Origin of the sequence: Nocardia carnea NBRC 14403 (assembly GCF_000308515.1) — a bacterium.
In the GTDB taxonomy this organism is placed as follows: domain Bacteria; phylum Actinomycetota; class Actinomycetes; order Mycobacteriales; family Mycobacteriaceae; genus Nocardia; species Nocardia carnea.
Map to the genome: position 1 here is coordinate 17394 of NZ_BAFV01000051.1, position 26038 is coordinate 43431.

At 67.8% G+C, this 26038-nt stretch carries 25 protein-coding genes; 12 read left to right on the plus strand and 13 right to left on the minus strand.

Features of this window, described 5'->3' with window-relative positions:
• Positions 1 to 11 precede the first annotated feature (11 nt).
• From ehuA to ON22_RS17365, 4 genes are all read left to right on the plus strand, one after another.
• Positions 12 to 767 carry an ectoine/hydroxyectoine ABC transporter ATP-binding protein EhuA gene (gene ehuA / locus ON22_RS17350; RefSeq protein WP_033241416.1) on the plus strand — a complete coding sequence of 252 codons (756 nt, stop codon included), beginning with the start codon at positions 12 to 14 and terminating at the stop codon, positions 765 to 767.
• Positions 768 to 844: 77 nt separating this feature from the next.
• The gene (gene yaaA / locus ON22_RS17355) at positions 845 to 1588 is read left to right on the plus strand and encodes a peroxide stress protein YaaA (RefSeq protein ID WP_033241415.1); all 744 of its coding nucleotides are present in this window, start codon (positions 845 to 847) and stop codon (positions 1586 to 1588) included.
• Positions 1589 to 1688: 100 nt separating this feature from the next.
• On the plus strand, positions 1689 to 2960 hold the full coding sequence (cobA, locus tag ON22_RS17360; RefSeq protein ID WP_033241414.1) for a uroporphyrinogen-III C-methyltransferase: 1272 nt from the start codon (positions 1689 to 1691) through the stop codon (positions 2958 to 2960).
• 6 nt (positions 2961 to 2966) lie between these two features.
• Complete coding sequence (locus ON22_RS17365; RefSeq protein ID WP_033241413.1) at positions 2967 to 4448, plus strand: MFS transporter; 1482 nt, start codon at positions 2967 to 2969, stop codon at positions 4446 to 4448.
• A gap of 96 nt (positions 4449 to 4544) precedes the next feature.
• Here ON22_RS17365 and ON22_RS17370 read toward each other — a convergent pair whose 3' ends face one another.
• Positions 4545 to 4955 carry a PPOX class F420-dependent oxidoreductase gene (locus tag ON22_RS17370; RefSeq protein ID WP_033241412.1) on the minus strand — a complete coding sequence of 137 codons (411 nt, stop codon included), beginning with the start codon at positions 4953 to 4955 and terminating at the stop codon, positions 4545 to 4547.
• Between the two features lie 39 nt (positions 4956 to 4994).
• Complete coding sequence (locus ON22_RS17375) at positions 4995 to 5681, minus strand: DUF305 domain-containing protein (protein WP_033241411.1); 687 nt, start codon at positions 5679 to 5681, stop codon at positions 4995 to 4997.
• A gap of 249 nt (positions 5682 to 5930) precedes the next feature.
• On the opposite strand from ON22_RS17375, the gene ON22_RS17380 reads away from it, so the two are divergent.
• From ON22_RS17380 to ON22_RS17395, 4 genes are all read left to right on the plus strand, one after another.
• Positions 5931 to 7067 (plus strand): phosphotransferase family protein, encoded by a 1137-nt coding sequence (locus ON22_RS17380; RefSeq protein WP_033242217.1) that lies wholly within the window; start codon positions 5931 to 5933, stop codon positions 7065 to 7067.
• Complete coding sequence (locus tag ON22_RS17385) at positions 7064 to 8194, plus strand: Rv3169 family protein (protein ID WP_051157738.1); 1131 nt, start codon at positions 7064 to 7066, stop codon at positions 8192 to 8194. The genes ON22_RS17380 and ON22_RS17385 overlap by 4 nt, the downstream gene beginning before the upstream one ends.
• Before the next feature lie 82 nt (positions 8195 to 8276).
• On the plus strand, positions 8277 to 8519 hold the full coding sequence (locus ON22_RS17390; RefSeq protein ID WP_033241410.1) for a CopG family transcriptional regulator: 243 nt from the start codon (positions 8277 to 8279) through the stop codon (positions 8517 to 8519).
• Entirely contained in the window at positions 8516 to 8944 is a 429-nt protein-coding gene (locus ON22_RS17395) for a TA system VapC family ribonuclease toxin (RefSeq protein WP_033241409.1), read from the plus strand. Before ON22_RS17390 ends, ON22_RS17395 begins: the two co-directional genes overlap by 4 nt.
• Position 8945: 1 nt before the next feature.
• Here the strand turns inward: ON22_RS17395 and ON22_RS17400 are convergent, their stop codons facing one another.
• The 6 genes from ON22_RS17400 to mqo all read right to left on the minus strand — a co-directional run bounded on the left by ON22_RS17400 (position 8946) and on the right by mqo (position 15877).
• The gene (locus tag ON22_RS17400) at positions 8946 to 9338 is read right to left on the minus strand and encodes a cobalamin biosynthesis protein (protein ID WP_051157739.1); all 393 of its coding nucleotides are present in this window, start codon (positions 9336 to 9338) and stop codon (positions 8946 to 8948) included.
• Positions 9335 to 10825, minus strand: coding sequence for a cobyrinic acid a,c-diamide synthase CobB (locus ON22_RS17405; protein WP_033241408.1), 1491 nt, complete (start codon positions 10823 to 10825; stop codon positions 9335 to 9337). Before ON22_RS17405 ends, ON22_RS17400 begins: the two co-directional genes overlap by 4 nt.
• Positions 10826 to 10871: 46 nt before the next feature.
• On the minus strand, positions 10872 to 11486 hold the full coding sequence (cobO, locus tag ON22_RS17410) for a cob(I)yrinic acid a,c-diamide adenosyltransferase (protein WP_033241407.1): 615 nt from the start codon (positions 11484 to 11486) through the stop codon (positions 10872 to 10874).
• 41 nt (positions 11487 to 11527) lie between these two features.
• Positions 11528 to 13564 (minus strand): magnesium chelatase subunit D family protein, encoded by a 2037-nt coding sequence (locus tag ON22_RS17415; protein ID WP_051157748.1) that lies wholly within the window; start codon positions 13562 to 13564, stop codon positions 11528 to 11530.
• Positions 13565 to 13775: 211 nt separating this feature from the next.
• The gene (locus tag ON22_RS17420; protein ID WP_033241405.1) at positions 13776 to 14225 is read right to left on the minus strand and encodes a GNAT family N-acetyltransferase; all 450 of its coding nucleotides are present in this window, start codon (positions 14223 to 14225) and stop codon (positions 13776 to 13778) included.
• A gap of 134 nt (positions 14226 to 14359) precedes the next feature.
• Positions 14360 to 15877 carry a malate dehydrogenase (quinone) gene (mqo, locus tag ON22_RS17425; RefSeq protein ID WP_033241404.1) on the minus strand — a complete coding sequence of 506 codons (1518 nt, stop codon included), beginning with the start codon at positions 15875 to 15877 and terminating at the stop codon, positions 14360 to 14362.
• A 549-nt stretch (positions 15878 to 16426) separates the two neighbouring features.
• Between mqo and ON22_RS17430 the strand changes: the two genes are divergently transcribed.
• On the plus strand, positions 16427 to 17518 hold the full coding sequence (locus ON22_RS17430) for an alpha/beta hydrolase (protein WP_081595641.1): 1092 nt from the start codon (positions 16427 to 16429) through the stop codon (positions 17516 to 17518).
• A 22-nt stretch (positions 17519 to 17540) separates the two neighbouring features.
• Here ON22_RS17430 and ON22_RS17435 read toward each other — a convergent pair whose 3' ends face one another.
• The 5 genes from ON22_RS17435 to ON22_RS17455 all read right to left on the minus strand — a co-directional run bounded on the left by ON22_RS17435 (position 17541) and on the right by ON22_RS17455 (position 22084).
• Positions 17541 to 18104: a hypothetical protein gene (locus ON22_RS17435; RefSeq protein ID WP_033241403.1), complete on the minus strand. Its 564-nt coding sequence runs from the start codon at positions 18102 to 18104 to the stop codon at positions 17541 to 17543.
• A gap of 110 nt (positions 18105 to 18214) precedes the next feature.
• Positions 18215 to 19852: a cobyric acid synthase gene (locus ON22_RS17440; RefSeq protein WP_033241402.1), complete on the minus strand. Its 1638-nt coding sequence runs from the start codon at positions 19850 to 19852 to the stop codon at positions 18215 to 18217.
• Entirely contained in the window at positions 19849 to 20712 is an 864-nt protein-coding gene (gene map, locus ON22_RS17445; protein WP_033241401.1) for a type I methionyl aminopeptidase, read from the minus strand. The genes ON22_RS17440 and map overlap by 4 nt, the downstream gene beginning before the upstream one ends.
• 80 nt (positions 20713 to 20792) lie before the next feature.
• Positions 20793 to 21560, minus strand: a complete 768-nt coding sequence (locus ON22_RS17450) for a GntR family transcriptional regulator (RefSeq protein ID WP_306306604.1) — start codon at positions 21558 to 21560, stop codon at positions 20793 to 20795.
• A 164-nt stretch (positions 21561 to 21724) separates the two neighbouring features.
• Positions 21725 to 22084, minus strand: coding sequence for a DUF4254 domain-containing protein (locus tag ON22_RS17455; protein ID WP_033242212.1), 360 nt, complete (start codon positions 22082 to 22084; stop codon positions 21725 to 21727).
• A 905-nt stretch (positions 22085 to 22989) separates the two neighbouring features.
• On the opposite strand from ON22_RS17455, the gene ON22_RS17460 reads away from it, so the two are divergent.
• From ON22_RS17460 to ON22_RS17470, 3 genes are all read left to right on the plus strand, one after another.
• A complete protein-coding gene (locus ON22_RS17460; protein ID WP_043740282.1) occupies positions 22990 to 23850 on the plus strand; it encodes a helix-turn-helix domain-containing protein in 861 nt (286 codons plus the stop codon).
• 116 nt (positions 23851 to 23966) lie between these two features.
• Positions 23967 to 25355 carry an APC family permease gene (locus tag ON22_RS17465; protein ID WP_033242211.1) on the plus strand — a complete coding sequence of 463 codons (1389 nt, stop codon included), beginning with the start codon at positions 23967 to 23969 and terminating at the stop codon, positions 25353 to 25355.
• Positions 25356 to 25435: 80 nt separating this feature from the next.
• Positions 25436 to 25963: a hypothetical protein gene (locus tag ON22_RS17470; RefSeq protein ID WP_063820600.1), complete on the plus strand. Its 528-nt coding sequence runs from the start codon at positions 25436 to 25438 to the stop codon at positions 25961 to 25963.
• Positions 25964 to 26038: the final 75 nt, after the last annotated feature.

Genomic DNA, 26038 nt, shown 5'->3' on the forward strand with positions numbered 1-26038 from the left:
AAGCGCAGCCGATGATCGAATTCGACGGCGTGGTCAAACGCTTCGGCGATCTGGTGGTGCTCGACCAGCTCGATTTCACCGTCCGGCGCGGGGAGAAGGTCACGCTGATCGGGCCCTCGGGGTCCGGGAAAACCACCATCCTCCGGCTGCTCATGACACTGGAGGCGGTGAGCAGCGGAACCATCCGGGTCGACGGGGAACTGCTGTCCCACGAACAGCGCGGCGGCAAACTCGTGGCCGCCCGGGAGAAACATCTCCGGGAGGTGCGCAAGAAGGTCGGGATGGTGTTCCAGCAGTTCAATCTGTTCCCCAATATGAATGTTCTGGAGAACATCACCGAGGCACCGATCCATGTGCTGGGCAAATCCCGGGACGAGGCGCGCAAACGTGCCCTCGATCTCCTCGAGCTGGTCGGCCTGTCGGACAAGGCGACCGCGCACCCGTCCCAGCTGTCCGGCGGACAGCAGCAGCGGGTGGCGATCGCGCGCTGCTGCGCCATGGACCCGAAGGTCATGCTGCTGGACGAGGTGACCTCCGCGCTCGACCCCGAACTGGTCGGCGGGGTGCTCGATGTCCTGCGCGAACTCGCGGAGAGCACCGATATCACGATGCTCATCGTCACCCATGAGATGGGTTTCGCCCGCGATGTCTCCGACCGGGTGCTGATGTTCGACCACGGCCGGATCATCGAGGAAGGAACGCCCGAGCAGATCTTCAACGCACCCGAGAACGACCGCACCCGGGAATTCCTCAAAGCCGTGCGGTGAGCCGCCGGGCCGGGCGTGCAGACGAACACCGGCCGCAAGTCCGGGGTTCGTCCGCACGCCCGGTACCGTAACCGCTCGTGCTGGTGCTCCTACCTCCTTCCGAGACGAAATCCGACGGCGGTACCGGCGGACCGCTCGACCTGAGCGAGCTGGCCTTCGACACGCTGACCGAGGTCCGCGACGGATTGATCGACGACCTCGTGAAACTGGCCGCTGATCCCGACGCCGCCCGGGTGGCGCTGGGGCTGGGCAAGAACGCCGGCGCGGAACTGGCCCGCAATGCCGCGCTGCGCAGCTCCCCCACCCGGCCGGCGCTGGAGCGCTATACCGGTGTGCTGTACGACGCTCTGGACGCCGGGTCGTTCACCAAGGCCCAGCGCGCCAAGGCCTACACGCGGCTCGCTATCGGTTCGGCGCTGTTCGGCGCGGTCCGCGCGGGCGACCCGATCCCGTCCTACCGGCTGTCCGGCGGATCCAAACTTCCCGGTCGCCCGACGCTGTCGGCGGTCTGGCGTGATCATCTCGGACCGGCACTGCGCGACGCGGCGGCCGGCGAGCTGGTGGTCGACCTGCGGTCGGGCACCTACCAGCAGCTCGGCCGGGTCCCCGGAGCCGTCACGGCCACAGTGCTCACCGAACACGAGGACGGGTCACGCACGGTGGTCAGCCATTTCAACAAACATCACAAAGGTCTGCTGGCTCGCGCGCTGGTCCTGACCCGCGCCGAGCCGTCAGATGTCCAGGGGCTGGCCCGGGTCGCCCGGAAGGCCGGCCTGCGCATCGAGGTCTCCTCGGAAACCGAGTTGGTCGTTCTGACCTGAGGCAACGGCCGCACGGTTCGCCGGAATCGGCGCAGCGACGGCGGACGGGTCCGGCGGGTGGCTGCGGCGGGCCGGGTGCCCGGAAGTAGGCTCGCACCTTGTGCCGAATACGTCAGCCGATACCGACCACAATGCCTCCGGGGACTCGAACTACCTGGTGGGACTCGATCTGAACGGACGGCGGGTTGTCGTCGTCGGCGGCGGCACCGTGGCACAGCGCCGGCTGGGACTGCTCATCGCGTCCGGCGCCGTGGTGGAAGTGATCTCCCGGGAGGCCACGCCCGCGGTGGAGGGTATGGCGACCGCCGGCCAGATCACGCTCACTCTGCGCGATTACATCGACGGGGACCTCGACGGTGCCTGGTACGCGATCGCCTGCACCGACGAACCGGAGACCAATGCCGCGGTCGTCGCGGAGGCGACACGGCGGCGGATCTTCTGTGTGCGCGCCGATCATGCCCAGTCCGGTACGGCGGTCACCCCAGCCACCGCCCGCTACGACGGAATGACTCTGGGCGTTCTCGCCGGTGGCCGGCACCGGCGTTCGGCGGCGGTGCGGACCGCGCTGCTGGAGGCCCTGCAATCAGGGATGGTGACCGACGATGCGACCCCGATGACGCCGGGGGTCGCGCTGGTCGGCGGCGGACCCGGTGATCCGGACCTGATCACCGTCCGCGGCCGGCGCCTGCTGGCCCGCGCCGATCTGGTGGTCGCCGACCGGCTCGCGCCGCCCGAGCTGCTCGCCGAACTCGGACCGGACGTCGAGGTCGTGGACGCCGCCAAGATCCCCTACGGGCGCGCGATGGCGCAGGATGCGATCAATGCGGCGCTCGTCGAGGGCGCGCGGGCGGGCAAGTTCGTGGTCCGGCTCAAGGGCGGGGACCCCTACGTCTTCGGCCGCGGTTACGAAGAACTCGAGGCCTGTGCCGACGCCGGGGTCCCGGTGACGGTGGTTCCGGGTGTGACCAGTCCCATCTCGGTCCCGGCGGCGGCCGGTATCCCGGTCACCCACCGGGGCGTAACGCACGAGTTCGTGGTGGTGAGCGGCCATATCCCGCCGGATCACCCCGATTCCCTGGTGGATTGGCCGGCGCTGGCCCGCCTGCGCGGCACGCTGGTGCTGATGATGGCGGTGGAACGGATCGAGCAGTTCGCCGCGGTCCTGCGCGACGGCGGCCGGCCGGCCGATACCCCCGCCACCGTGATCCAGGAGGGCACGCTGCGGGGCCAGCGGGTGCTGCGGGCGACGCTCGCGGATGTGGCCGAACGGGTCCGGGCGGAGGAGATCCGGCCGCCGGCGATCATTGTGATCGGGCCCACCGCCGGGTTCAGCGCCGCCCCGATCGCCGATGCTACCGGTCGGTTACAGTGACCCACTGTGCTCGATAACCCCCCAGCCGCGAAGTACCCGGTGACGAAGCGAGCCTTCGGTCTCGCCATCCTCGTCTTGAGCGGTTTGCAGCTGATGGTGGTGCTGGACGGCACGGTCGTGATTCTGGCCCTGCCGCGGCTCCAGGAGGAGATGGGCCTGTCCAGTTCGGGCAGTGCCTGGACCATCACCGCCTACGGCCTGCCGTTCGCGGGGCTGATGCTGCTCGGCGGCCGGATCGGTGATTCGTTCGGACGCCGGCGCATGTTCATCGCCGGTGTCGGCCTGTTCACCCTCGCCTCGCTGCTGTGCGGCCTGGCGCAGAACGAACTGTGGCTGATCATCGCGCGCGCAATCCAGGGCACCGGCGCCGCGCTGGCCGCGCCCACCGCGTTCGCCCTGGTCGCCAGTACCTTCGCACCGGGCAAGGTGCGCAACCAGGCCTTCGCGATCTTCGGATCGATGGTGGCGCTGGGCTCGGTCGGCGGGCTGGTGATCGGCGGTGCGCTCACTCAGGCCAGCTGGCGCTGGATCTTCCTCATCAATGTGCCGATCGGCGCGTTGATCGTCGTCGGTGCACTGGCCGCGCTGCGGGATACCGGCCATCAGCGGCTGACACTCGATGTGCGGGGTGCGTTCCTCGGCACACTGGCCTGCGCCCTGATCGTTTTCGGCGCCACCGAAGGACCGGAGCTCGGCTGGGACAGCCCCTATGTCTACGGTGCACTGATCGCCGGCGCGGTCCTGCTGCCGGTATTCGTCTTCGCGGAACGCTATGTCGACAACCCGCTGCTGCCGTGGTCGCTGTTCGACAGTCGCGACCGGGTCGCCACGTTCGTGGTGATCCTGCTGGCCAGCGGCGTGCTCGGCGCCACCACCTACTTCGCCGGGTTGTTCGTGCAGAACGTGGTCGGTTACAGCCCGCTGGTGGCGGGCATCTCGTTCATCCCGTTCACCCTCGGGGTCGGTGCCGGCAGCGCGATCGCCACCAAGCTGGCACTGCATATCTCGCCGCGGTGGCTACTGGTCGGCGCTGCCGTGGTGCTGGTGGCCGGGCTGGGCTACGGGTCGACGCTGGACGGCGGCGTCGGCTACTGGACCACTCTGCTGCCACTGTTCCTGGTGATCGGATTCGGGATCGGTATCGCGATGGTGCTCATTCCGCTGTGCGTCCTGGTGGGAGTGCCACCGGACGAGATCGGGCCGCTGTCGGCGATCGGTCAGATGTTCCTCAATCTCGGCACCCCCATCGCCATCGGCGTCCTTACTCCCCTCGCTGCCTCCCGGACCCTCTCCGAGGGCGGAACCAACGGCAAACCGGCCCATATGACGCCCGCGGAGATCACCGCACTCGGCGACGGGTACACCCTGGCCATGTTCGTGGCCGCCTGCGGTGCGCTGCTCGTCGGCCTGATCGCACTGACCTTGCGCTATACCGCCGCGGAAGTGGCCCGCGCCCAGCACGCCCAGGACGAAGCCCAGGCCGCCTGACCCAACGCTCGCCGCTCGGCGCCGCTCGCGTCGGACCATTTTTGCCTGTTCCCCCCTGGACGAGCTGGGAGCGGCACAGCTCTGCGGCGTTCCGTTCTACAGGCGTCCGGTGATCTTTTTCGGCGTGATGCGGACGACCACTCGAGGACCGTCGTTCACGGCATCGGGGTTGAAATCGGCATAGTCCTTACCGGTGTATTTCCGGGAGATCCGGTTGCCGACAAGCAATTCGGGATCGGGCGTCAGGGAAGCGGTGCCTTTGACCTCGGCGTAGAGGTACGGGTTGTCCGGCGCGGTGATCAGCACCGAAATCCGCGGATCACGGGCGAGGTTCTTGCCCTGCACGCGATCGGTGGTGGTGGAGTAGAGCAGATCATCGCCGTCGCGGATCAGCCAGGTGACGGTGAGATGCGGATGTCCGTCCCGGCCGACGGTCGCCACGGTGACGAACAACCGGTTCTCGTCGATATGCTTTTTCAAGGTATCCGGCAGCGGAAGTGTGCTCATAGCAACGAGTAACCGCCTGCGCCTCATGATCATTCCGGATCAGCCGAGTGGTGCGGCCTCGAGTCGGTTCAGCAACAGGGCGATCAGCCCGGACTCCTGGGTCTGACCGCCGATCATTTCCCGGGCGACCTGTTTCACCACGCCGCCGGCAAGCATTGCGTCGGCGACCCGGGCCATGGCGACACCGCCCTCATGGTGGGCCTGCATGAGCTGCAGGAACAACACCGAAGCGGCGCGGCCGCGCGCCGCGGACAGGGCGTCGAGCTGCTCCTGGGTGGCCATACCGGGCATGGACGTTGCGGGCCCACTGTTCCGGTCGTCCCCGCCGTGGCCGTTATGCGCGCGGTTCCCGTCGTGCACGCGGTGGCTGTCGTGCGACTCGTCGGGCATCCAGCCCATCGGATCGGAGTTGGCCGCCGGTGCACCGGCCATTCGCACCCAGCCCAGCAGCATGCCGATTTCGGCTCGCTGGATATCGTCGATCTGCTGGGCCAAACCCCGGACAGCGGGGTCGGCGCCGGGGTCGAGCCGCTGCACCATGATCAATGCCTGGTGGTGGTGTGCGGCCATATCCTGCACGAATCCCAGTTCGACGGCCGACAATATTTCCGGAGGCGCGGGATCGTCGGTGAACAGTGGACGTATCGCTGCACCGAGTACCAGCAGTAGCACGGCGGCAACGGAATAGGCTGCGGCCTCGCGCAGGCGCCGGGTCGTCTCGGCCATTCACCACCTCCTGCACGGACCGGCCTGCGTTTTCCGGACCGTGCTGGGGATTATGGTCGGCGCGGCCCGCACGCGCGGCGATACCGGTGATCCGGCGGCTCGGCGGTCGGCACGAATCCCCTCCGCACCGGACTGAAACGCGTTACAGTCTGCGGCACGCGGGCGGCCGGAATCCCCGATGCCACCAGCGCTCGAGTGCCGATCCGAGCCGGTCCGCGCACTGTGGCCGATGGCGTCAGGAGGACGATGATGCCCGATGAGATAGACCCCACCGAGCATCTGCAGCTCACCACCAGCGAACGCGATCTGGACAGCCTCGCCGTCCAGCTCACCGCCTGGCTGCAGGCACGGGTGGCCGCCGACGAACCGCCGCTGATCGAATCGCTGCACCGGCCTCTTTCCGGTGGGCTGTCCAGCGCATCGGTCCTGTTCGACGCCCGGTGGAAATCCGCTGGCGAAACGCGGGAAGGGTCCTACGTCGCACGGATGGTGCCGGAAGCGGGTGCGTTCCCGGTGTTCCGGGACTACGACCTGCCGCTCCAATACCGGATCATCGGCGAGATCGCCGCCCACACCGACGTACCGGTACCGCCACTGCGCTGGCTGGAAACCGACGACACCGTCTGCGGCGCACCATTCTTCGTCATGGACCGCGTCGACGGCCGTATCCCCGGCGACAACCCGCCGTACGTGTTCGCAGGCTGGTTGTACGACGCCACACCCGCCGAGCGGGCCGAACTGACCCGCAACACCCTCGACATCCTCGCCCGGATCCACGCAATCACCGAACCGGCCCGGCGTTTCCCGGAACTGGACGGGCCCGGGCCGGCGTTGCGCCGCCATCTCGCCGCCCAGCGGGACTGGTACCGGTGGGCGCTGGTGGACGACGGCTTCGAGATCCCGTTGATCGAGCGGGCCTTCGATTGGCTGGAACGCAATTTCCCGGACGATCCGGGTCCGGATGTCCTGAGCTGGGGCGATGCCCGGCCCGGCAATATCATCTACGACGGTTGCACACCGATCGCGGTGCTGGACTGGGAAATGGTAGCACTGGGCCCGCGGGAAATGGACCTGGCCTGGATGATCTTCCTGCACAGGTTCTTCCAGGACATCGCCACCGGCTTCGATATGCCCGGGCTGCCCGATTTCCTGCGCCGCGACGAAGTGGTCGCACAGTACGAGAACCTGACCGGCCACACCGTACGCGACCTGGATTTCCACCTCACCTACGCCGCGCTACGGCATGCGATCGTGATGGCTCGCATCAAACGCCGGATGATCCATATGGGTGAGGACACCGCCCCCGCCGACCGCGACGACTACATCATGCATCGGGCCACCCTGGAGGCCATGCTCGACGGCACCTACGGATGGGACCTGAAATGAGCGAGAACATCGCCCGCACACCCGCTTCGGCCCCGGGCCCACTGGACGAATACCCGATCCACCAGACGCCGCTGCCGATCGCGCGCGCAGCCACCAGCGACCGCAACTTCTACGATCGCAGCTATTTCAACGCACACAACCGGGACGGTGCGACCATGCTGGTCACCGGCTTCGGTGTCTATCCCAATCTGGGCGTCGTCGACGCCTACGCGGCGGTGCGCCGCGGTGACGAGATCACCTCCCTGCGCTTCTCCGACGCCCGCAGCGACCGCAGCCTGGACCTGACGGTCGGCGGGTACCGGATCGAAGTGATCGAACCGCTGCACAAGATCCGGGTGCTCTGCGACCACGACGAACTCGGCCTGGACCTCACGTGGACGGGCTCGTTCCCCGCCGTCCAGGAACAGCCCCATGTGATGCTCGCCGGGAACCGCCCGACACTGGACGCCTCCCGGTTCGCGCAGGTCGGTTCATGGGCCGGCACGATCTCGCTGGGCGGCGAAGATATCGCGGTCGACCCGGACCTGTGGATGGGCACCCGCGACCGCTCGTGGGGTATCCGCCCGGTCGGCGAGGCCGAACCCCCGGGGCGCGCCGCCACCGAAGGCACCGGCGGATTCTGGTGGCTCTACGTACCGCTGCGGTTCGAAGATTTCGCGGTGGTCGTGATCCTGCAGGAGAACCCGGACGGATACCGCACCCTCAACGACGCGGTCCGGGTGTTCCCGGACGGTTCGGTCGAACAGCTGGGCTGGCCACACATCACCATCGACTACCGATCCGGGACCCGCCACCCGGAGACCGCGACCCTGGAACTGCGGACCCCCGAAGGGAAACCGCTGACCATCGATATCCGTACGGTCACCGGGATCCCTCTGCACATCGGGTGCGGTTACGGCGGCGATCCGGACTGGCTGCACGGTCAATGGAAGGGTCGCGACTGGTCGTGGGCGAACCGCTACGACCTCACCGATCCGGCGATCGCCGGACGGATCCCGTGGGGCGTCACCGACCATATCGCCCACGCCCGCTGCGGCGACGCCGAAGGCTGGGGCCTGTTCGAACACGCCAGCGTGGGCCGCCACGACCCCACCGGTTTCGCGGACCTGCTGTCGGTCGCACCCTGAGGCCGGCAAGCCGGCTCGACGCACCGGCAGAACCCCTGCATCACTGATGCACAGGTAGTGACTCAGTGATGTAGCCTGCGCTATGCGCACTACCATTCGCCTCGACAGCGATGTACTCGCCGCCGCGGAGCGTCTCCGCCGCGAACGCGGTATCGGCCTCGGCGAGGCGGTCAACGAGCTGGTCCGTGCTGGAATCCATCACCGGCCGACTGTGCCCCCGCGCTCGTTCCGGCAGCGGACCCGTGCGCTGGGAGCCCGGGTCGACCTGTCCCGGAACTCGGAAGTGCTCGATCTGCTCGACGAGCCCTACCCCGGGCAATCGTGATCATCGACGTCAACGTACTGCTGTACGCGGTCGACGAGAGCAGTCCCCACCACCAGATTGCGCATACCTGGTTCGAGGACGCGATGAACGGTGACGTCCGAGTCGGATTTCCGTGGCACAGCCTCGTCGGCTTCGTCCGAATCGCCACACACCCGAAAATATTCACCGCGCCGATGACCGGCCGGGAAGCATGGGGCTACGTGGACGAATGGCTGGATCACGATATGGCCTGGATCCCGCTCCCGACCGACCGGCATCACCGGGTCCTCGGCCGGCTCGTCGACGATCACTATGCGACGGGGAACCTGGTGCCCGAGGCACACCTGGCGGCGCTGGCGATCGAACACGGTGTGGCTGTGTGTTCGTTCGACACCGACTTCGCACGGTTCCCCGAGGTGGAATGGATCAACCCACTGCACCGGTGATCTACTCCTCGCCGCGGGTGCCAGCCGCAGCGATCACCACACCCTGTACCACTCGCCGCGGTACCAGCAGAGGGCCGCAGCCGGCCAGCAACGCTGCGGCTTCGGCGACACCGGGAATGCCGAATACTCGCATCACTGTGCCGGACGGGTTCGGGACCTGGACATTCGCGAGCGCAGCGGCGGTGAAACCACGAACCGGAACCCCCAGCATCTCAGCGGCCAGACGGACGCCCGGTTCGGCGGCGCGCCGGTCGACAGTGGCGAGACAGGCGATCCGCGCGCCAGGAAATGCGGTATCCAGCGCCGTCAGGATCTGATCAGCGGACCGGCCGGGGCGCAGTCCCAACCCGACTGCGAGGCGGGATGCCGGCGCCGCGGTGTCCTCGGAGGTCACCGGGTGATCGCGGCGGTACCCGCATCCTGGTGAGCGCGCGCGGCGGAAACGAAGCGACACACGGCGGCCGGGTTTCCTGCCGGGTGGGTGTGCAGATAGGAGGCATGCACCCGGTGCACCAGGGCCCCTTCCCTGATCTGGTCTCGGCCGGAGCGCCAGGCCCAAGCGGACGCCGGGGTGCTGGTGGCGACGAGGCGGGTGCGGTGGAATTCATGGCCGAGCACCCGTTCGCCCGCCCGCCACAGCGGAGAATCGGCCAGGGCGACGGCCTCTCGGTAACCGAGGGTCAGGCGCGGACCGAATTCGGCGACCGCATCGAGGACACCCGCCATCGGGTGACCGTCCAACGATGCGGCGAGGTAGAGCAGACCTGCACATTCGGCATGGACCGGCAGCCCACGCCGCGCCTGTTCGGCCACCGCGGCTTTGAGCACGGTATTGGCGGCGAGCGCTTCCGCATGTTCCTCCGGGAAGCCGCCCGGTAGAACCAGACCGGCGGTATCGGCGGGCAGCGGATCGTGCAGCGGATCGAACACCGCGACCTCCGCTCCGGCGGCGATGAGCAGTTCCCGGTGCTCGGCGTAACCGAAGGTGAACGCCGGACCACCCGCCATGGCGATCACCGGGCCGCGCTCTCCCGCAACGACATTTGTTACGGTCACCGCCCCGGCCGCACCTTCTGCCGCAAGGAATCGCGACGATTCACCAGTGGCACCTGCCTCGGCAGGGTTCGCTACTGTGACTTCCTGCACCGGATCCCATATTCCGCCGCGGCCCGGGGCGACAGCGAGGGCGGCGGCTGCGGACAAGTCGATGTGGCGGGCGACCAAGTCAGTCATCGCGTCCACCGCGCGCAGGGCCGCGCTGCCGTGTTCGACCGCAGGGATCAGGCCCAAGTGCCTGGACGGCACCTCGAGCTCGGCCGATCTGGGCAGAGCACCGAGCACCGGCAACCCGACCCGGTCACAGGCGGCCCGCAGAACCTGCTCATGTCGTTCGCTGCCGACCCGATTCAGGATCACCCCGCCCAGCCGGACTCCGGAATCGAACGTTGCGAACCCGTGCAGCAGCGCGGCCAGGCTCTGGCTGTGCCCGCGCGCATCCACGACGAGGATCACCGGCAGGCCGAGCAGGCTCGCGACCTGTGCGGTGGATCCTTCTGCGACCGGGTCCGCGGACCGGTCGTCGATCCGGCCGTCGAACAGCCCCATCACCCCTTCGACGACCGCGAGATCGCAGTCGCGGGAGCCGTGGCGGTACAGCGGCGCGATCCGGTCCCGGCCGACCAGCACCGGATCGAGATTGCGGCCGGGACGGCCGGCGGCCAGGCCGTGATAGCCGGGGTCGATATAGTCCGGCCCCACCTTGAACGGCGCGACGCGATGCCCGGCCCGGCGCAACGCACCGATGAGACCGGTCGCAACGGTGGTCTTACCGCTACCGGAAGCCGGTGCGGCAAGGACGATTCCGGCGGCGCCGGTGGTCATCGTGGCGAACCCGTGCGCAACGGCGCCACCCGGCCGCCGGTACAGCTCACCATTCGATCCCTCGCTGCCCTTTGCGCCCCGCGTCCATCGGATGGCGTACCTTCGTCATCTCGGTGACCAGGTCCGCGGCCTCGATCAAGGCCGCGGGGGCGTCCCGCCCGGTCACCACCACATGCTGGTGGCCGGACCGCTGCCGCAGGGTGTCCACGACCTCGTCCACGTCGACCCACCCCCATTTCAGCGGGTAGGTGAATTCGTCCAATACATAGAAGCGGTGTTCCTCGGCCTGCAACCGGCGCGCGATCTCGCGCCATCCGGCCAGTGCGGCGGCGGCGTGATCGGTTTCGGTCCCGGCCTTACGACTCCACGACCAGCCCTCGCCCATCTTGTGCCACTGCACCGGTGCCCCGGCCCCGGTCTCCTCGTGCAACCGGCCCAGCTCACGGAAGACCGCCTCTTCCCCGACCTTCCATTTGGCGCTTTTCACGAACTGGAAGACCGCGAGATCGAAGCCCTGGTTCCAGGCCCGCAACGCCATCCCGAACGCCGCAGTGGATTTTCCCTTGCCCGGACCGGTGTGGACGGCGAGCACCGGCCGATTACGCCGCTGGCGTGTGGTCAGCCCGTCGTCGGGCACATTTTCCGGCACCCCTTTGGGCATGTGATCTCCTCGGTCTCATCGGGTTTCGCAGGTTTGGGCGATCACGCCGCTCGGGCACCGGTCCCGGACGCACCCGCACGGACGGTGTCGGCGACTGCCGAACCGGTCAGCTCGGTCAACCGGACAACAGTGCCGCGCAGTACCGCCGCCAGTTCGGCCGCCAGGCCGAGCCGCACCATGCCGCGTTCGCAGTCGATGACGATCGAAGCGATACCGTCGCGCGCCAGCCGGGCCGCGCTCGCCCGAGCCCGCGGCACCGGGTCGGTTCCGCCGGTGGCACGGCCGTCGGTGAGCAGTACCAGCATCGGCCGGCGGCGCGGGTCGCGCACCCGTTCCCGGCGCACCACCTCATGGGCTTTCCGCAGTCCCGCGGCGAGTGGGGTTTTCCCGCCGGTGCGCAGGCCGGCGAGGCGGCGTACCGCGATATCGGTCGACGAGGTCGGGGGCAGGACGAGTTCGGCAACGCTACCCCGCACCGCGATCACCGCGACCTTGTCGCGTCGCTGGTAGGCGTCGCGCAGCAGGGTGACGACCGCCCCGGTCACCGCCGACAGCCGGTCCCGGGCGGCCATGGAACCGGAGGTGTCCACCACGAACACCACCAGATTGCCTTCCCGCCCCTCCCGATAGGCGCCGCGCAGGTCGGGCGTGGCCAGCCGCAACGGTCCGGTCCGGCGGCCGCGCGCCCACTGCTGCGGTGCCGCGGCCTGCAGTGTGCCGAGCAGATGCAGGCCGCCGGTGAGTTCGGGGATCGCATTGACGACGCGGCCCTGCCGGGTGCGGGCGCGGGAGCGGCGTCCGGGGGCGCCCTCCCCCAGCCCGGGAACTTCCCAGCGCGGTGGCCGCACCGGCGCCGCGACCGGGGGCGAGGCCTGTCCGGTACCCGCCGGACCACCCGGCTTCCCCGGATCTTCGCCGGTTTCGGCAGACGGCTGTCCGCCGCCCGGTCCGTCGGGATCGTCCTCCGGCTGCCCGGCGCCGCCGCCGGGACCGTCGGGGTCGTCGTCGGGCCGATCTCCGCCGCCGGGGCCGTCTTCCGGCGACCCGGCATCCGATTCGCCGCGCTGCTCCTCGGTGGGTTCGGGCCGGTCGGCCTGGTCGGCGGCCTCGTTCATCGCTTCGTCGAGCTGTTCGGGCGTGATCCCCGGTTCGTCGAAGGGATCCCGGCGACGCCGATGCGGTAGCGCCAATTCGGCCGCGATCCGCACATCGTCCGCAGTCACGGCGTCGCGACCGCACCAGGCGGCATGGGCGGTGGCAGTGCGGGCGACCACCAGGTCCCCGCGCATTCCGTCCACGTCGAAGGAGGCGCATACGGCCGCGATCCGGCGCAGTTCCACATCGTCGAGCGCGGTACCGGGGAGCCGATCGCGCGCGGTGAGGATCCGGTCGGCGATCTCGGCATCCGCGGGCGAGTAGGCGGCCGCGAAACCGGCCGGGTCGGCCTCGTAATCCAGGCGCCGCCGCACCACCGACATCCGGACGTCCACGTCACGGGAGGCGGTCACGTCCACGGTGAGGCCGAAGCGGTCCAGCAGTTGCGGACGCAGCTCGCCCTCTTCCGGGTTCATGGTGCCGACCAATACGAACCGGGCCGGATGGGAATGGGAGACCCCGTCGCGTTCGATATGCACCCGGCCCATCGCCGCCGCATCGAGCAGCACATCGACCAGGTGATCGTGCAGCAGGTTGACCTCGTCCACATACAGCACGCCGTGGTGGGCGGCGGCCAGCAGACCGGGGCGGAACGCCTGTTCGCCGTCGCGCAGCACCCGCTCCAGATCGAGCGAGCCGACCACCCGGTCCTCGGTGGCGCCCACCGGAAGTTCCACCAGCCGCGCGGGCCGCGCACCCGATTCGTCCACCACCGGCGGCAGCAGCCGGGCCAGCGCCCGCACCACTGTCGACTTCGCGGTCCCCTTTTCGCCGCGCACCAGCACACCACCGATGCCCGGGTGCACCGCGCACAGGATCAGCGCGAGCTGCAGTCGCTCCTGGCCGATCACCGCCGAGAACGGGAACCCGGCCTCACTCTCTCCATTGGCAGCTGCGAAGGAGTGGGGTGCGGGCCGGGCGATTTCGGTAGAGGACACGGCCCCACTCTAAATCGTGGCGGATAACGCTCTCGGCCTGCCCCGCTCGGGCTCTGCGGGCGCCGACGGCCGACGACATGTTGTTCCACCGTCCGGAGAACACCTTGCCGACCGGCCTCGGTGTGGGGCGCGGTCCCGATTCGGACACCTACCGACCGTCCGCCGAACGGGGAAACCCGACCGCGTCGAGCCGTCGCTACCCGCGGCGCATCGGTACGTGCGCAACGCCGTCCTCGATGAATTCCTCACCCGCGACCTCGAAACCGTGCTTGGTGTACAGGTCGATCAGGTAGGTCTGCGCGTTCAACCGGACCGTATGCGAACCGGTCTCGGCGAGTGCTGCCTGCAGCAGCCGAGTGGTGTATCCGTGCCCGCGGGCCTCCACGGCCGTGCACAGACGTCCGATCCGGAAGGATTTCACTCCGTCGTCGTGCTCCTCGAGCAGCCGCAGGGTCGCGATGACCTCGCCCTCGTCGTCCAGCCACAGGTGCCGGGTCTCCGGCAGCAGATCCTGGCCGTCCAGTTCCGGGTATGCGCATTTCTGCTCGACGACGAACACTTCGACACGCAGCTTCAGCAGCTCGTACAGGGTGGCGGTATCGAGATCCTGCGCCCAAGACCGTCGGAGTGCAACCGTTGACATCATCGCGCCTTGCTATCACACCTCGGCGCAAGATGCACGCGAATGCCCCCGGCCGGACGAATCCGGCATACAGCGCACCGAGGACGGCCCACGGGATCGGGCCCCGTGGGCCGTGGCGAAAGCTAGTGCGGACCTGGTCAGGCTCCGGCGGGAACCACCGCGTGTGCTCCGCTTCCGGTGAGCTGCAGGGCTTTCCCGGTCCAGTCCCAGACCTCACCGAACAGTGCCTGGTTCTCCGAGAGCTTGACGCCGAGCGAGGGGACCATTTCCTTCAGCTTGGGTGTCCAGGACGCATACTCCGTCGGGAAACACCGCTCGAGCACGTCCAGCATCGCGGTCACACAGGTCGAGGCGCCCGGCGAGGCGCCCAGCAGGCCTGCGATGGACCCGTCCTGCGCGGTGATCACGGCGGTTCCGAGTTCGAGCACACCGCCGGCCCCCTTACGCCGGATCGTCTGCACCCGCTGCCCGGCGGTGATGAGTTCCCAATCGCTGCCCTCGGCGCGCGGGATGAACTCCTCCATCGTGTACACCCGGCCGGCCTGCGATTTCATCAGCTCGGTGACCAGGTACTTCACCAGGCCCAGCTCGGTGACACCGACGCCGAGCATCGGGGCCAGGTTGCCCGGTTTGATCGATTTGAACAGGTCGGCATTGCTGCCGTCCTTGAGGAATTTCGGGGTCCAACCGGCGTACGGGCCGAACAGCAGGCCGGGCTTACCGTTGATGACGCGGGTGTCCAGGTGCGGAACCGACATCGGCGGTGCGCCGACGGCGGCCTTGCCGTACACCTTGGCCTCGTGCTTGCCGACCAGTTCGGGGTTGGTGCAGCGCAGGAACTGCCCCGACACCGGAAATCCGGCGAACCCGCTGATTTCCTTGATCCCCGATTTCTGCAGCAGCGGCAGCGCCCCGCCACCCGCGCCGACGAATACGAATTTGCTGATCAGCGTGCGGCGGCGGCCGGTGCGGGTATTGCGCACCGATACTTTCCAGCTGCCGTCGCGCTGTTTGCTGAGGTTCCGAACCTCGTTACCGAACGCGATCTCCCCGCCGGTGGCGCCGATATGGGCCAGCAGTTCCTTGGTCAGCGAACCGAAGTTGATATCGGTGCCGCCGTCGGTCCAGTTGAGGGCGATCGGATCGGAGAAATCGCGGCCCCGGGCCATCAGCGGCAGCCGGCGGGCGAACTCGTCGGGGCTGTCGATGTACTCCATTCCGGCGAACAGCGGATGCCGGGCCAGCGCCTCGTAGCGTTTGCGCAGGTATTCGACATCGTCGGCGCCGTGGACGAAGCTCACGTGCGGGATGGGGTTGATGAACCGGGACGGGTCGCCGAGGATCCCGTTCTCGACCGCGTAGGCCCAGAACTGCCGCGATACCTGGAACCGCTCATTGATATCGACGGCCTTGCCGATATCGACCGAGCCGTCCGGTTTCTGCGGGCTGTAGTTGAGTTCGCACAGCGCGGAATGCCCGGTGCCGGCGTTGTTCCACGGGTCGCTGCTCTCGGCCGCAGCGGCATCCAGCCGTTCGAACACCGTGATCGACCAGTCCGGCTGCAGCTGACGCAGCAGCGCGCCGAGAGTGGCGCTCATGATGCCGGCACCGATGAGGACTACATCGGTCTTTTCAGTCTGGGCAACGTTCGGCACGGGTGTTCGACTTCCTTGTCCTGGTGCGCGGGGCACACATTCCCGACCGGGATGTGGTCCGCTGGGGCACGGGCGCATTATGCAGTTGTTCACGGACGGCGACGAGTCTCTTCGGGCGCGGCCGAATGTAGGTTACCCGCCGTTCACTACTGCTAATTGTGCACCTCGACACGCGCGGAATCCGCAGCCAGGGCGGCGATTGTGACCTAGATTCCTCTGCCCCATCGCCCCGAGCGGCGCCGTCACCGGGGCTCAGTGGCGCAACTAACACCGTCGCGCACGGTCATTCGCGGGCCACCACGGCCGGGAACGAACGCCGAGGTACACCGGTCCCCGGGCCGGTGCCGCCGCGGACCCGACGTCACCGACCGCACTGCCGCGGACCGAACAAATCGCGGCGCACAGCCGGAGCGAGGCCGCTTCCGAGCAGGGCGCCGGCCGCGGACGGAAACGGTGCGCTCGTCGTGATCAGCGCGGGTACGGCGCCGGATGCCGGAATTATCGACGCACACGATCGGAGCGCGTTGCAGGTGCGCCTAGATTGGACGCGTGACGAATGAATCCCCGGCCGCCGGCAGCACGCTGGGACCGGCCGATACCTGGCAGCCGGATGTACTCGGTGACGGGTACGAATACCGCACATTGGACCTGGGCACCGACCCCGATGGCGAGGGCGAGGTCGTTGCCACCCTGGTACGCCATCTGCCGGAGCCCGTTACCTTCGGCGGTGCCGATTCCGGTGTCCCGGCCACGGTCGATTCCGGCGCCACCGGCACGGCCGCGGCCGTCCTCTACCTGCACGGGTTCACCGACTACTTTTTCCAGCGGCATGTAGCCGAGCACCTGACCGCGCGCGGCCACCGGTTCTACGCGCTGGACCTGCGCAAATGCGGTCGCTCCCTGCGCGCGAACCAGACTCCGCACTTCATCGGCGATCTCGCGCTCTACGACCGGGAACTGAACGAATCGCTCCGCCTGATCGCCGAGGAAACACAGGGCGAGGTCTTGGTCATGGGACATTCGACCGGCGGCCTGGTGGCGTCGCTGTGGCTGGACCGGCTACAGCGCGCGGGTGGCACGGCGGCGGCCGGAATCAGCGGGCTGGTCCTGAACAGTCCCTGGTTCGATCTGCAGGGTCCGGCGTACGTACGCACCGTCGGGACACAGCTCATCAACACCGTGGGCCGGTTCCGGGCGAAGTCGGCGCTGCCGCTGAGCAAATCCAGTGCTTACGGCGACAGTTTGCACCACAGCGTCGCCGGTGAATGGGACTACGACCTGGACTGGAAGCCGCGGCACGGCTTCCCGGTGCGGGCCGGCTGGTTGCGCGCGATCCGGCTGGGACAGGCGCGGTTGCACCGGGGCCTGGATATCGGGGTGCCCGCCCTGCTGTTGCGGTCCAAGCTCACCCAGTTCGCCCGCGAATACGGACCCGCCGTCGATGTGGCCGACGCGGTCCTGGACGTGGCCCAGATCCAGCGCTGGGCCGGGTGCCTGGGCGATCGCACCACAATCGTCCCGATCGACGGGGCACGCCACGATGTTTTCCTGTCCGCCGAAGCGCCACGTACCGAGGCGTTCCGCGAACTGGACGGCTGGCTGGACTGGCTCGCAACCTACCGCCCGGGAACATCCGAGTAGCGGTCGTACGCCCCGCCGGGCCTCACCACATACTGGTGCGCAGCACGATCTCGGTGGCGAATTCCTGGTCCGCTTCGGCGGCCACATTGTCGACATCGAGGTCCACCACGCGGAACTCGCCGTATACGTGGCGGCCGGAACTGTCGGCGACCGAGCGCGGTAGCCCTTTGGTCACCAGGACGGTGGTCGGCAGTTCGACGGCCGGGCACCCGGCCTCCAATACCGCGCCGGACTCGTCCGGTACGGCCGGATGCCCGCGATCGGCAACGATCAGGCTCACGAACCGCCCGAACCCCTTCGCGCAGACCTGCCACGCCACACTGGCGCCCGTCCCGCGTCCTGCGACATTCGCCCAGGGCACCCCGAGTTCGTCCAGGACCGCGTATACACCGGTGAGGTCCAGGCCGGTGGCGGTTTCGAACACGATGGTCCGCAGATCGGAACTGTGCAGCCGGGCGCAGACCCGGTCGTAGACCTCCGGCGGATCGCCGGAGTCGGGGAACAGCAGCACACTGTGCTGGGTCACCGGGCCGTCCACCCGCACCGTCCAGTCCCGGTCACCGACCGCGATGCGCCGAGATTCCATGACGCTTGACGCTACACCGCCGCCCGGCGCCGTTGGAGTACTCCCCGTAAAGAGCGCGAGGATCGTAACGCGTGATCTCACCGCGATCTCGGGCCGTCCGCCGGCCGGAATCAGCCGATTCGCGAGAGTGCACCCACGGTGGATTCGACGACCGGCAGACCGGGCGGCACCCCCTCGGACAGGAGTCGCTCCAGCCGGGAGACCTCCAGGTTTTCGGCGACGAGGTCGGCGAGGAGGTCCAGCTGCGCGGCCCGCACCGCAGCCACCCGTGTCCCGGGCGCGACGGTGAAGCCGGTACGGCCGGCCGCCCGCGCGACCTGGGTCAGCCAGGCTCGGCGGAATTCGTCGGATTCGAGGAGACCGTGCAGGTGGGTGCCCCATACCGCGCCCCGCACGGCGCCCTCGGCCGACGGCTCCCGGGCGAGCTCACTGCCCACGCCGCCGGGGTCGTCACCGGGGGCGGTCCGGCCGGTGACGTGCAGCCACGGGGTCTCGGCGGTACGCCGGATACGTCCGTGATGGATCTCATATCCGGTCGCGACGACCCCCGTCGTACCGGCCGGTTCCCGATCCCGTTGCATCGGCTCGCCCACGGCGGCGGTCCGGCACAGCACCTTTGCGGGTGCGAACTCGACCTCCATATCGAGCAGCCCCAGTCCGGCGACCGCGCCGGCCCCGGATTCCACCGGATCGATGATGCGGTACCCGAGCATCTGATAGCCGCCGCAGATTCCGAGTACCGGACGGCCGGCGGCCGCACGCCGCCGCAGTTCCTCGGCGATCCCGGTGCGCCGCAACCAGTCCAGATCATCGACGGTGGCCTTGCTCCCGGGGACGACCACCAGGTCGGCGGCCACGATCTGCGATACGTCGGTCACCCAGCGGACCGCGACCCCCGGTTCGCAGGCCAGCGCTTCCACATCGGTCGAGTTGGAGATGCGGGGCAGCCGGACCGCGGCCACACTGAGCCATTCACTGCCGACAGCCGGCCCGGGACGACCGATCTGTGCCCCGGAAACGCTGCCCAGCGAATCCTCGGCATCGAGCCAGAGGTCGTCCCGATACGGCAGCACACCGAACGTCGGCCGGCCCGTCAGTGCGGCCAACTGGTTCAGACCAGGCCGCAGCAGATCCACGTCGCCACGAAACTTGTTGATCACGAAACCCGCGATCAGCCGCTGATCCTCGGGTTCGAGGACGGCCAGGGTGCCGAACAGATGCGCCAGCACACCCCCGCGGTCGATATCACCGACCACCAGCACCGGCAGCTCACCCGCCCGCGCCAGACCCATATTCGCCAGATCGGTGGCCCGCAGATTGATCTCGGCCGGCGATCCCGCTCCTTCGCAGATCACCACATCGAATTCCGCCCGCAGCGCCGCGAGCTCGGCGGCCACCACCGCACGCAGCCGGGTGCGATGGGTGATGTAGTCGGCCGCGCTCACGGTACCGGTGGCCTGTCCGCGCACCACCAGTTGCGACCGCCGGTCGCTTCCGGGTTTCAGCAGCACCGGGTTGAACCGCACACTCGGTTCGAGGCCGCAGGCCTGCGCCTGCAACGCCTGGGCCCGGCCGATTTCGCCGCCGTCCAGGGTGACGACGGAATTGTTCGACATGTTCTGGGCCTTGAACGGCGCCACCCGTACCCCGCGACGCCGCAACATCCGGCAGATCCCGGCGACCAGCACGCTCTTACCGGCATCGGAAGTGGTCCCGGCGACCAGCAGCGCCCCGCCGGGGCCGCTCACGGCAGCGTCAGGATTTCGGTTCCGGTATCGGTGACGACCAGTGTGTGCTCGAACTGCGCCGTCCACTTGCGGTCCTTGGTGACGACGGTCCAGCCGTCGTCCCAGATGTCGTAGTCGATTCCGCCCAGGTTGATCATCGGTTCGATGGTGAAGGTCATCCCGGGTTCGATAACGGAATCGACGGCGGGCTGGTCGTAGTGCAGGATCACCAGGCCGCTGTGGAAGGTGGGCCCGACCCCGTGCCCGGTGAAATCGCGGACCACGCCGTAGCCGAAGCGGTTGGCGTAGGACTCGATCACCCGGCCGATCACATTGAGCGCCCGGCCCGGGCGCACCGCCTTGATGGCCCGCATAGTGGCCTCTTCGGTGCGCTCCACCAGGAGTTTCACCTCCTCGTCCACGTCACCGGCGAGGAAGGTCGCATTGGTATCGCCGTGGACCCCGTGGATATAGGCGGTGACGTCGATGTTGACGATATCGCCGTCCTCGACGACGGTGCTGTCGGGGATTCCGTGGCAGATCACCTCGTTGAGCGAGGTGCAGCACGATTTGGGGAACCCCTTGTAGCCGAGCGTGGAGGGATAGGCCCCGTGATCGCACATGTACTCGTGCGCGATCCGGTCCAGTTCGTCGGTGGTGACCCCCGGCGCAACCGCTTTACCGGCCTCCACGAGGGCTTGGGCCGCGATCTTGCCCGCTATACGCATCTTCTCGATGGTCTCGGGGGTCTGCACCCACGGTTCGGAACCTTCGCGGGCCGTTTCTTTCCACACGTACTCCGGCCGTTCTATGGCGCGGGGAACCTCGCGTATCGGGGTGGGGGTTCCGGGGAGCAGCGGCTGTCGGGTACGCACGGACATGGTTCAAGAGTAGTAGGCGCCGGCCGGCGGGTCGCCGGGAACGGTCCCGGTCGCACACCGCCGCCGCGGGAGCCTGGTGTTCAGCGACCCCGGCCGCCCGTACGGACCTCGAAGGCGACCCGGTCACCGCGGTAGAGCGCGGCCACCCGTTCGATCGGCCGGCCTTGGGTATCGATACCGCGCCGGACCACCCGGAACAACGGCACCGCGGGCCGGCACCGGAGCAACCCGGCCTCCCGGGGCGCGGCGAGGACCGTTTCGATCCGCTCGGTGGCGCCCGCGTATTCCACGCCCGAATCGCCGATGGTGGTCGCGAGTGAACTCAGCGGGTCGAATGCCGCACGTAACCAGCCGAACCGGTCCAGCGACAGATCGATACGTTCGAGCGCGATCGGATCGCCGTCGGCGAAAAGCAGACGTTCGAGGGTCATGATGGGGGTCTGCGGCGCCAGGTCGAGATCGCGTGCGACCTCGGCATCGGCGACACCGTCCTCCCACGACAGCAGCCGGCGCACCACTCCGGCGGCCTCTTCACCGGCGGATTCGGGGGCCAGTGGCCGGACGACCTTCGGCCGGGCCAGCACCGTTCCGCGACCCTGCCTGCGGATACGGCCTTCGACAGCGAGGTCACGCAGGGCGTGCCGGACGGTTTCGCGCGCGACGCCGAACCGGCCCGCCAGTTCGCGTTCGGCGGGCACCCGGTCGCCGGGGCGTAGCTCGTCGAGCATCGTGTCGATTTCGGCGCGTACCCGATAGACCTTCGACAGTGCCACGCCGCCGGGCATCCGCACCTCGGTACGGAGGTCTTCCGGCGCCGATACGGTTGCGACGCCATCCGTGTGAATCATGGCAGAACCTACCTCCAATTGACCTACACCACCCGGTTAACCGAGTATTCGCCACCGACTCACCGTTGGGTCTAGGCCATTCGACTTTTCGCGGCGGTTCCCGGACCCACCGCGAGGGGATTCGCATTCATCGGACTGGACAGCCGGGCGGTCCGCAGCGCCCGCTACTGCACCGGTAGGCGGCGGCGGCCACCGGCCACCTCGGCGATCAAATCCGTGTACCCGTCCACGAGTTCGGCCAGGTGGTACCAGTGCCGGTGGGTGCGGTCACTGCGCACGCCGTCGGCTTCGATGGCCTGATTGGCCGCGACCCAGCTATGCGCCATGCGATCGATCACCGCACCCAGGCTTTCGGTGTGCAGCGAGGCGCCGTGGCGATGCTGCGGCATCTTGCGGACGATCCAGTCGTTGATATCGTTCACGAGTTCGCTTCGGCGGCCGTCGATTTCGGCGATTTCCGCCAGATCCCGGACATGCGCCCGGCGCTTGTGTAGTTCTACGAGCGCATGTGCGAAACGTAGCAGCACCCGATCCTGGGCCCGCCGCCCTTGAAAGGCGCACAGCAACTGTGGCGCTGTCGGCAGGGTCCCCAGTGTGGGCGCACTCATCTGCACCCCTGGGACTCACCCGGCACCATCACACTCTGTACCAACATGATCGACTCTCGATTCGGTATTCCCGGACATCGGATCGTTGTTCACAACAAGGCTAGCTGGATCATGCTCTTACAGATGCAAGAACACAAGATTTCGGTATGCAATGTTGCGAACAGCGTTGTGCGCAAGCCTAACGATCCTCTCCACGGAAGTTCACCGCGGTCCCACCGAAAACGCTTACCCGCCAATCCCGTTCCCGCCGACGGCCCGAAAATCCCCGGCGCGCCGAACGATACCGGCCGACACCGCGATACCCGCCGGGACAACGCGTTACGCGACCACATCGCAACCGTGCCGAGACCTATCCGCGCCACGCCCCCGGCACCATACCCACCCCTATGGCGCCCACACGCAGGCACCCGACCGTGGCGACCACCCGCAGAGCCTCCACGAACTCCACCTAAACCCAGACCGTTTCACGCATACACACTTCGGCGTTGCCAAGTCATGCGGAGATACCGGCACACACAGGTGAAAGATTGCCATATATTTGCCATCGCCACCGGAAGTTGTCCGTTCTCGAAGGATCCGACATCCGGTGCCCTCCCCGCCCGACTACCGCCACCAATCGGCCGACCGCCGAACGGATCCGGCCCCGGCCGGTGGGGACCGTATTTCGGAAGTAGCCGGTGAAGACGCCGGCCCACCCGCGCCGTACGACACTGCCGATCACATCGGTTCCGGCGGCTCGTTATGGTGGCAGCACAGGGCATACGGCCGCCGCGAACCGGGGGCACCGCCCATCACACATGGCGCTGGTCGAAAGGGATGACATGGCAGGCAAACGCACCGTACTCACGGCGGGGTTGCGCCGGCTCTCGGTGCTGTTGCTGGAGATGCGGGAAGACGCCGAGCTCAGCAAAGAGGAGGTCAGCGCCCGCACCGGGATCAACGTGACCACCCTGTACCGGATCGAAACCGCCCAGGCCCGCCCGCAACGCCGCACGCTGATGACGATGCTGGATCTCTACGGTATCGACGCGGAGCGGCGCCAGGACGCACTGGAACTACTCTCCGACGCACAGAAGCCCGGAATGTCGCGGCCGTACGAAGCCAGCCTCTCCGAGGTCTATGCCGCGTACATCAATTTCGAATCGGTGGCGCTGTCGGCCCGGCACTACCAGACCTCGTTCATTCCCGGGCTGCTACAGACCGAGCAGTACGCCATGGCGGTGATCGACACCTACATGCCGAAACTGGAGGCCTCCGACCTGGAACGCCGGGCGCGGGCCCGGATGGACCGGGCAGCGGTGCTGGCCAAGGACGAACCACTCGAACTGTGGGTCGTGCTGGACGAAGCCGCCATCCGCGGCGTCGTCGGTGGCTCGGACGTCATGAGCGGCCAGTTGCGCCGCCTCTCCGAGGCGACCAAACGCAAGAACGTGATCCTGCAGATCCTGCCGTTCGATGCGGGCGCACACCCGGGTATGGCCGGATCCTTCACAATTCTCGATTTCCCGGACCCCACCGACCCCGAATTGGTCTATGTCGAACGCATTTCCGGTGACGAACTGATCGAAGGCCATTCCGAGATCCGCCGCTTCGGTGTCATGTTCGACCAGCTGCGCGCGATGGCACTGAGCCCCCGGGATTCCGCGGTGCTGATCGCCGAGGCCGCCGAATCCATGAGCTGACCGGTCATTTCGCGCGTATCGGCGCGGTACGGGCATCGCGGGCCGGGTGAACGGGTATACAAAGCGCACCTGTCCGATCACCGGTGCATACCGGTCACTGCGGGAGCGAGGCGACCTTGGCAGACGTCACCGCCCGAACCGATCCGGAGCAGCAACCCGAACTGAAGCGTGTCATCGGCCCGTGGCTGCTGTTGCTGTTCATCGTGGGCGATATTCTCGGCACCGGTATCTATGCCCTGACCGGCCGCGTCGCCGGCGAGGTCGGCGGCGCGGTCTGGGTACCGTTCCTGGTCGCCTTCGGGGTCGCCATGATCACCGGATTCAGCTATCTGGAACTGGTCACCAAGTATCCGCAGGCCGCGGGCGCCGCGCTGTATACGCACAAGGCGTTCGGCATCCATTTCCTGACCTTCATGGTGACCTTCGCCGTGATGAGTTCCGGGATCACCTCGGCCGCCACCGCAGCCAAGGCGTTCGCGGCGAATTTCGCCGAGGCCTTCGAATTCGACAGCGCGAACGGTCTGGTCCTCACCGTCATCGCGCTCGCCTTCATGGCCCTGGTCGCGGCGATCAACCTGCGCGGGGTCGGCGAGAGCGTGAAGGCCAATGTCCTGCTCACCTGCGTGGAGCTCTCGGGGCTGCTGATCGTGATCTGTATCGGACTGTGGGCGCTCGGTTTCGGCAACGGCGACTTCGGGCGGATCATCGAATTCGACACCGGTGACCGCTCCGCGTTCGGTGGGGTGATCGCCGCGACGACCCTGGCCTTCTACGCCATGGTCGGCTTCGAGGATTCGGTGAATATGGCCGAGGAGACCAAGGAGCCGAGCCGGATCTTCCCGAAAATCCTGCTCACCGGCCTGTTGATCACCGGCGCCATCTATGTACTGGTTTCGATCACCGCGGTGGCCCTGGTACCGCCGGACAAACTCTCCGAAGGCGATACGCCGCTGCTGCAGGTGGTGGAGATCGGTGCGCCCGGTTTTCCCACCCAGATCTTCGCCTTCATCACCATGTTCGCCGTCGCCAATTCGGCGCTGATCAACATGCTGATGGCCAGTCGCCTGCTATACGGTATGGCCAAGCACAAAGTCGTACCCCGCTCGCTGGGCCGGGTGCATCCGACCCGCCGCACTCCGTACATCGCGATCATCTTCACCACCCTCGTGGCGCTCGGGCTGCTGCTGTTCGTCGGCGAGGTACCAGAACTCGGCGGTACCACCGCGCTGTTGTTGCTCGTGGTTTTCACCATCGTCAACATCGCGGTCCTGGTGCTGCGCCGCGACCGGGTCGGCCACAAGCACTTCCGCACCCCGACACCGCTCCCGGTACTCGGCGCGGTGTGCTGTGCCTATCTGGCCACGCCCTTCACCGACCGCAATCCGCAGCAGTACGTGATCGCCGGGATTCTGCTGGCGGTGGGTGTGGTGCTGTGGGCGCTGACGGCGTTGTGGAACAAACCGCACAATGTGAAACCCATGGGGCCCGGGGTCGATATCCGGTAACCTCGGCCGGCGAGCGAGGCAATAGAGGCCGGAAATCGCTGAAGTGACGAGCGCGCGTGCGATCGGTAACGTATTCGCCGATGACAAGCATGGACGCCAGATTCGGCGATGCGGCTGGGTCGGTGCCCCTCCCCAGCCCGTGGGATCTCAACACCTACCTCGCCGATGTGGCCGCGTATCGCAAGCGGCCGATCTCATTGCAGCCGGCACATCGCTCGGCACTGGCCGAACTGGGGTGCAACGGCAACGGACTGTGGATCGCGCGTAAACACGACGACATCATCGTCTACGACGCCTCGGCGTCCGGCCGCAACGCCGACCATATCGTGCTGCATGCCATCGGCCATATGCTGCTCGGCCACGGCGGCCCGGGCTCCGAGGACGCCGATATCACCCGGATCTCGATCGGCGCCCTCAACCCGGCGTTGCTGGACGCACTGGCAACCATCGCCCCGGGGTCGATCACCCAGATCCTGGGCCGTGACGATTTCGGCGACGACCGGGAACGGGAAGCGGGCGTTTTCGCCGAGATGACCATGGTTTACGCGGCACTGCCGAGGCGCCGCACCCGCTCGTTCTGGCCCTTCGGCCGCCGCAAGAACAAGTAACGTCCACCGGGATACTTCCGGGCGGCACGCGGAGGGGCCGATCGGATGTATCCGATCGGATGGTGAGGGGCTATT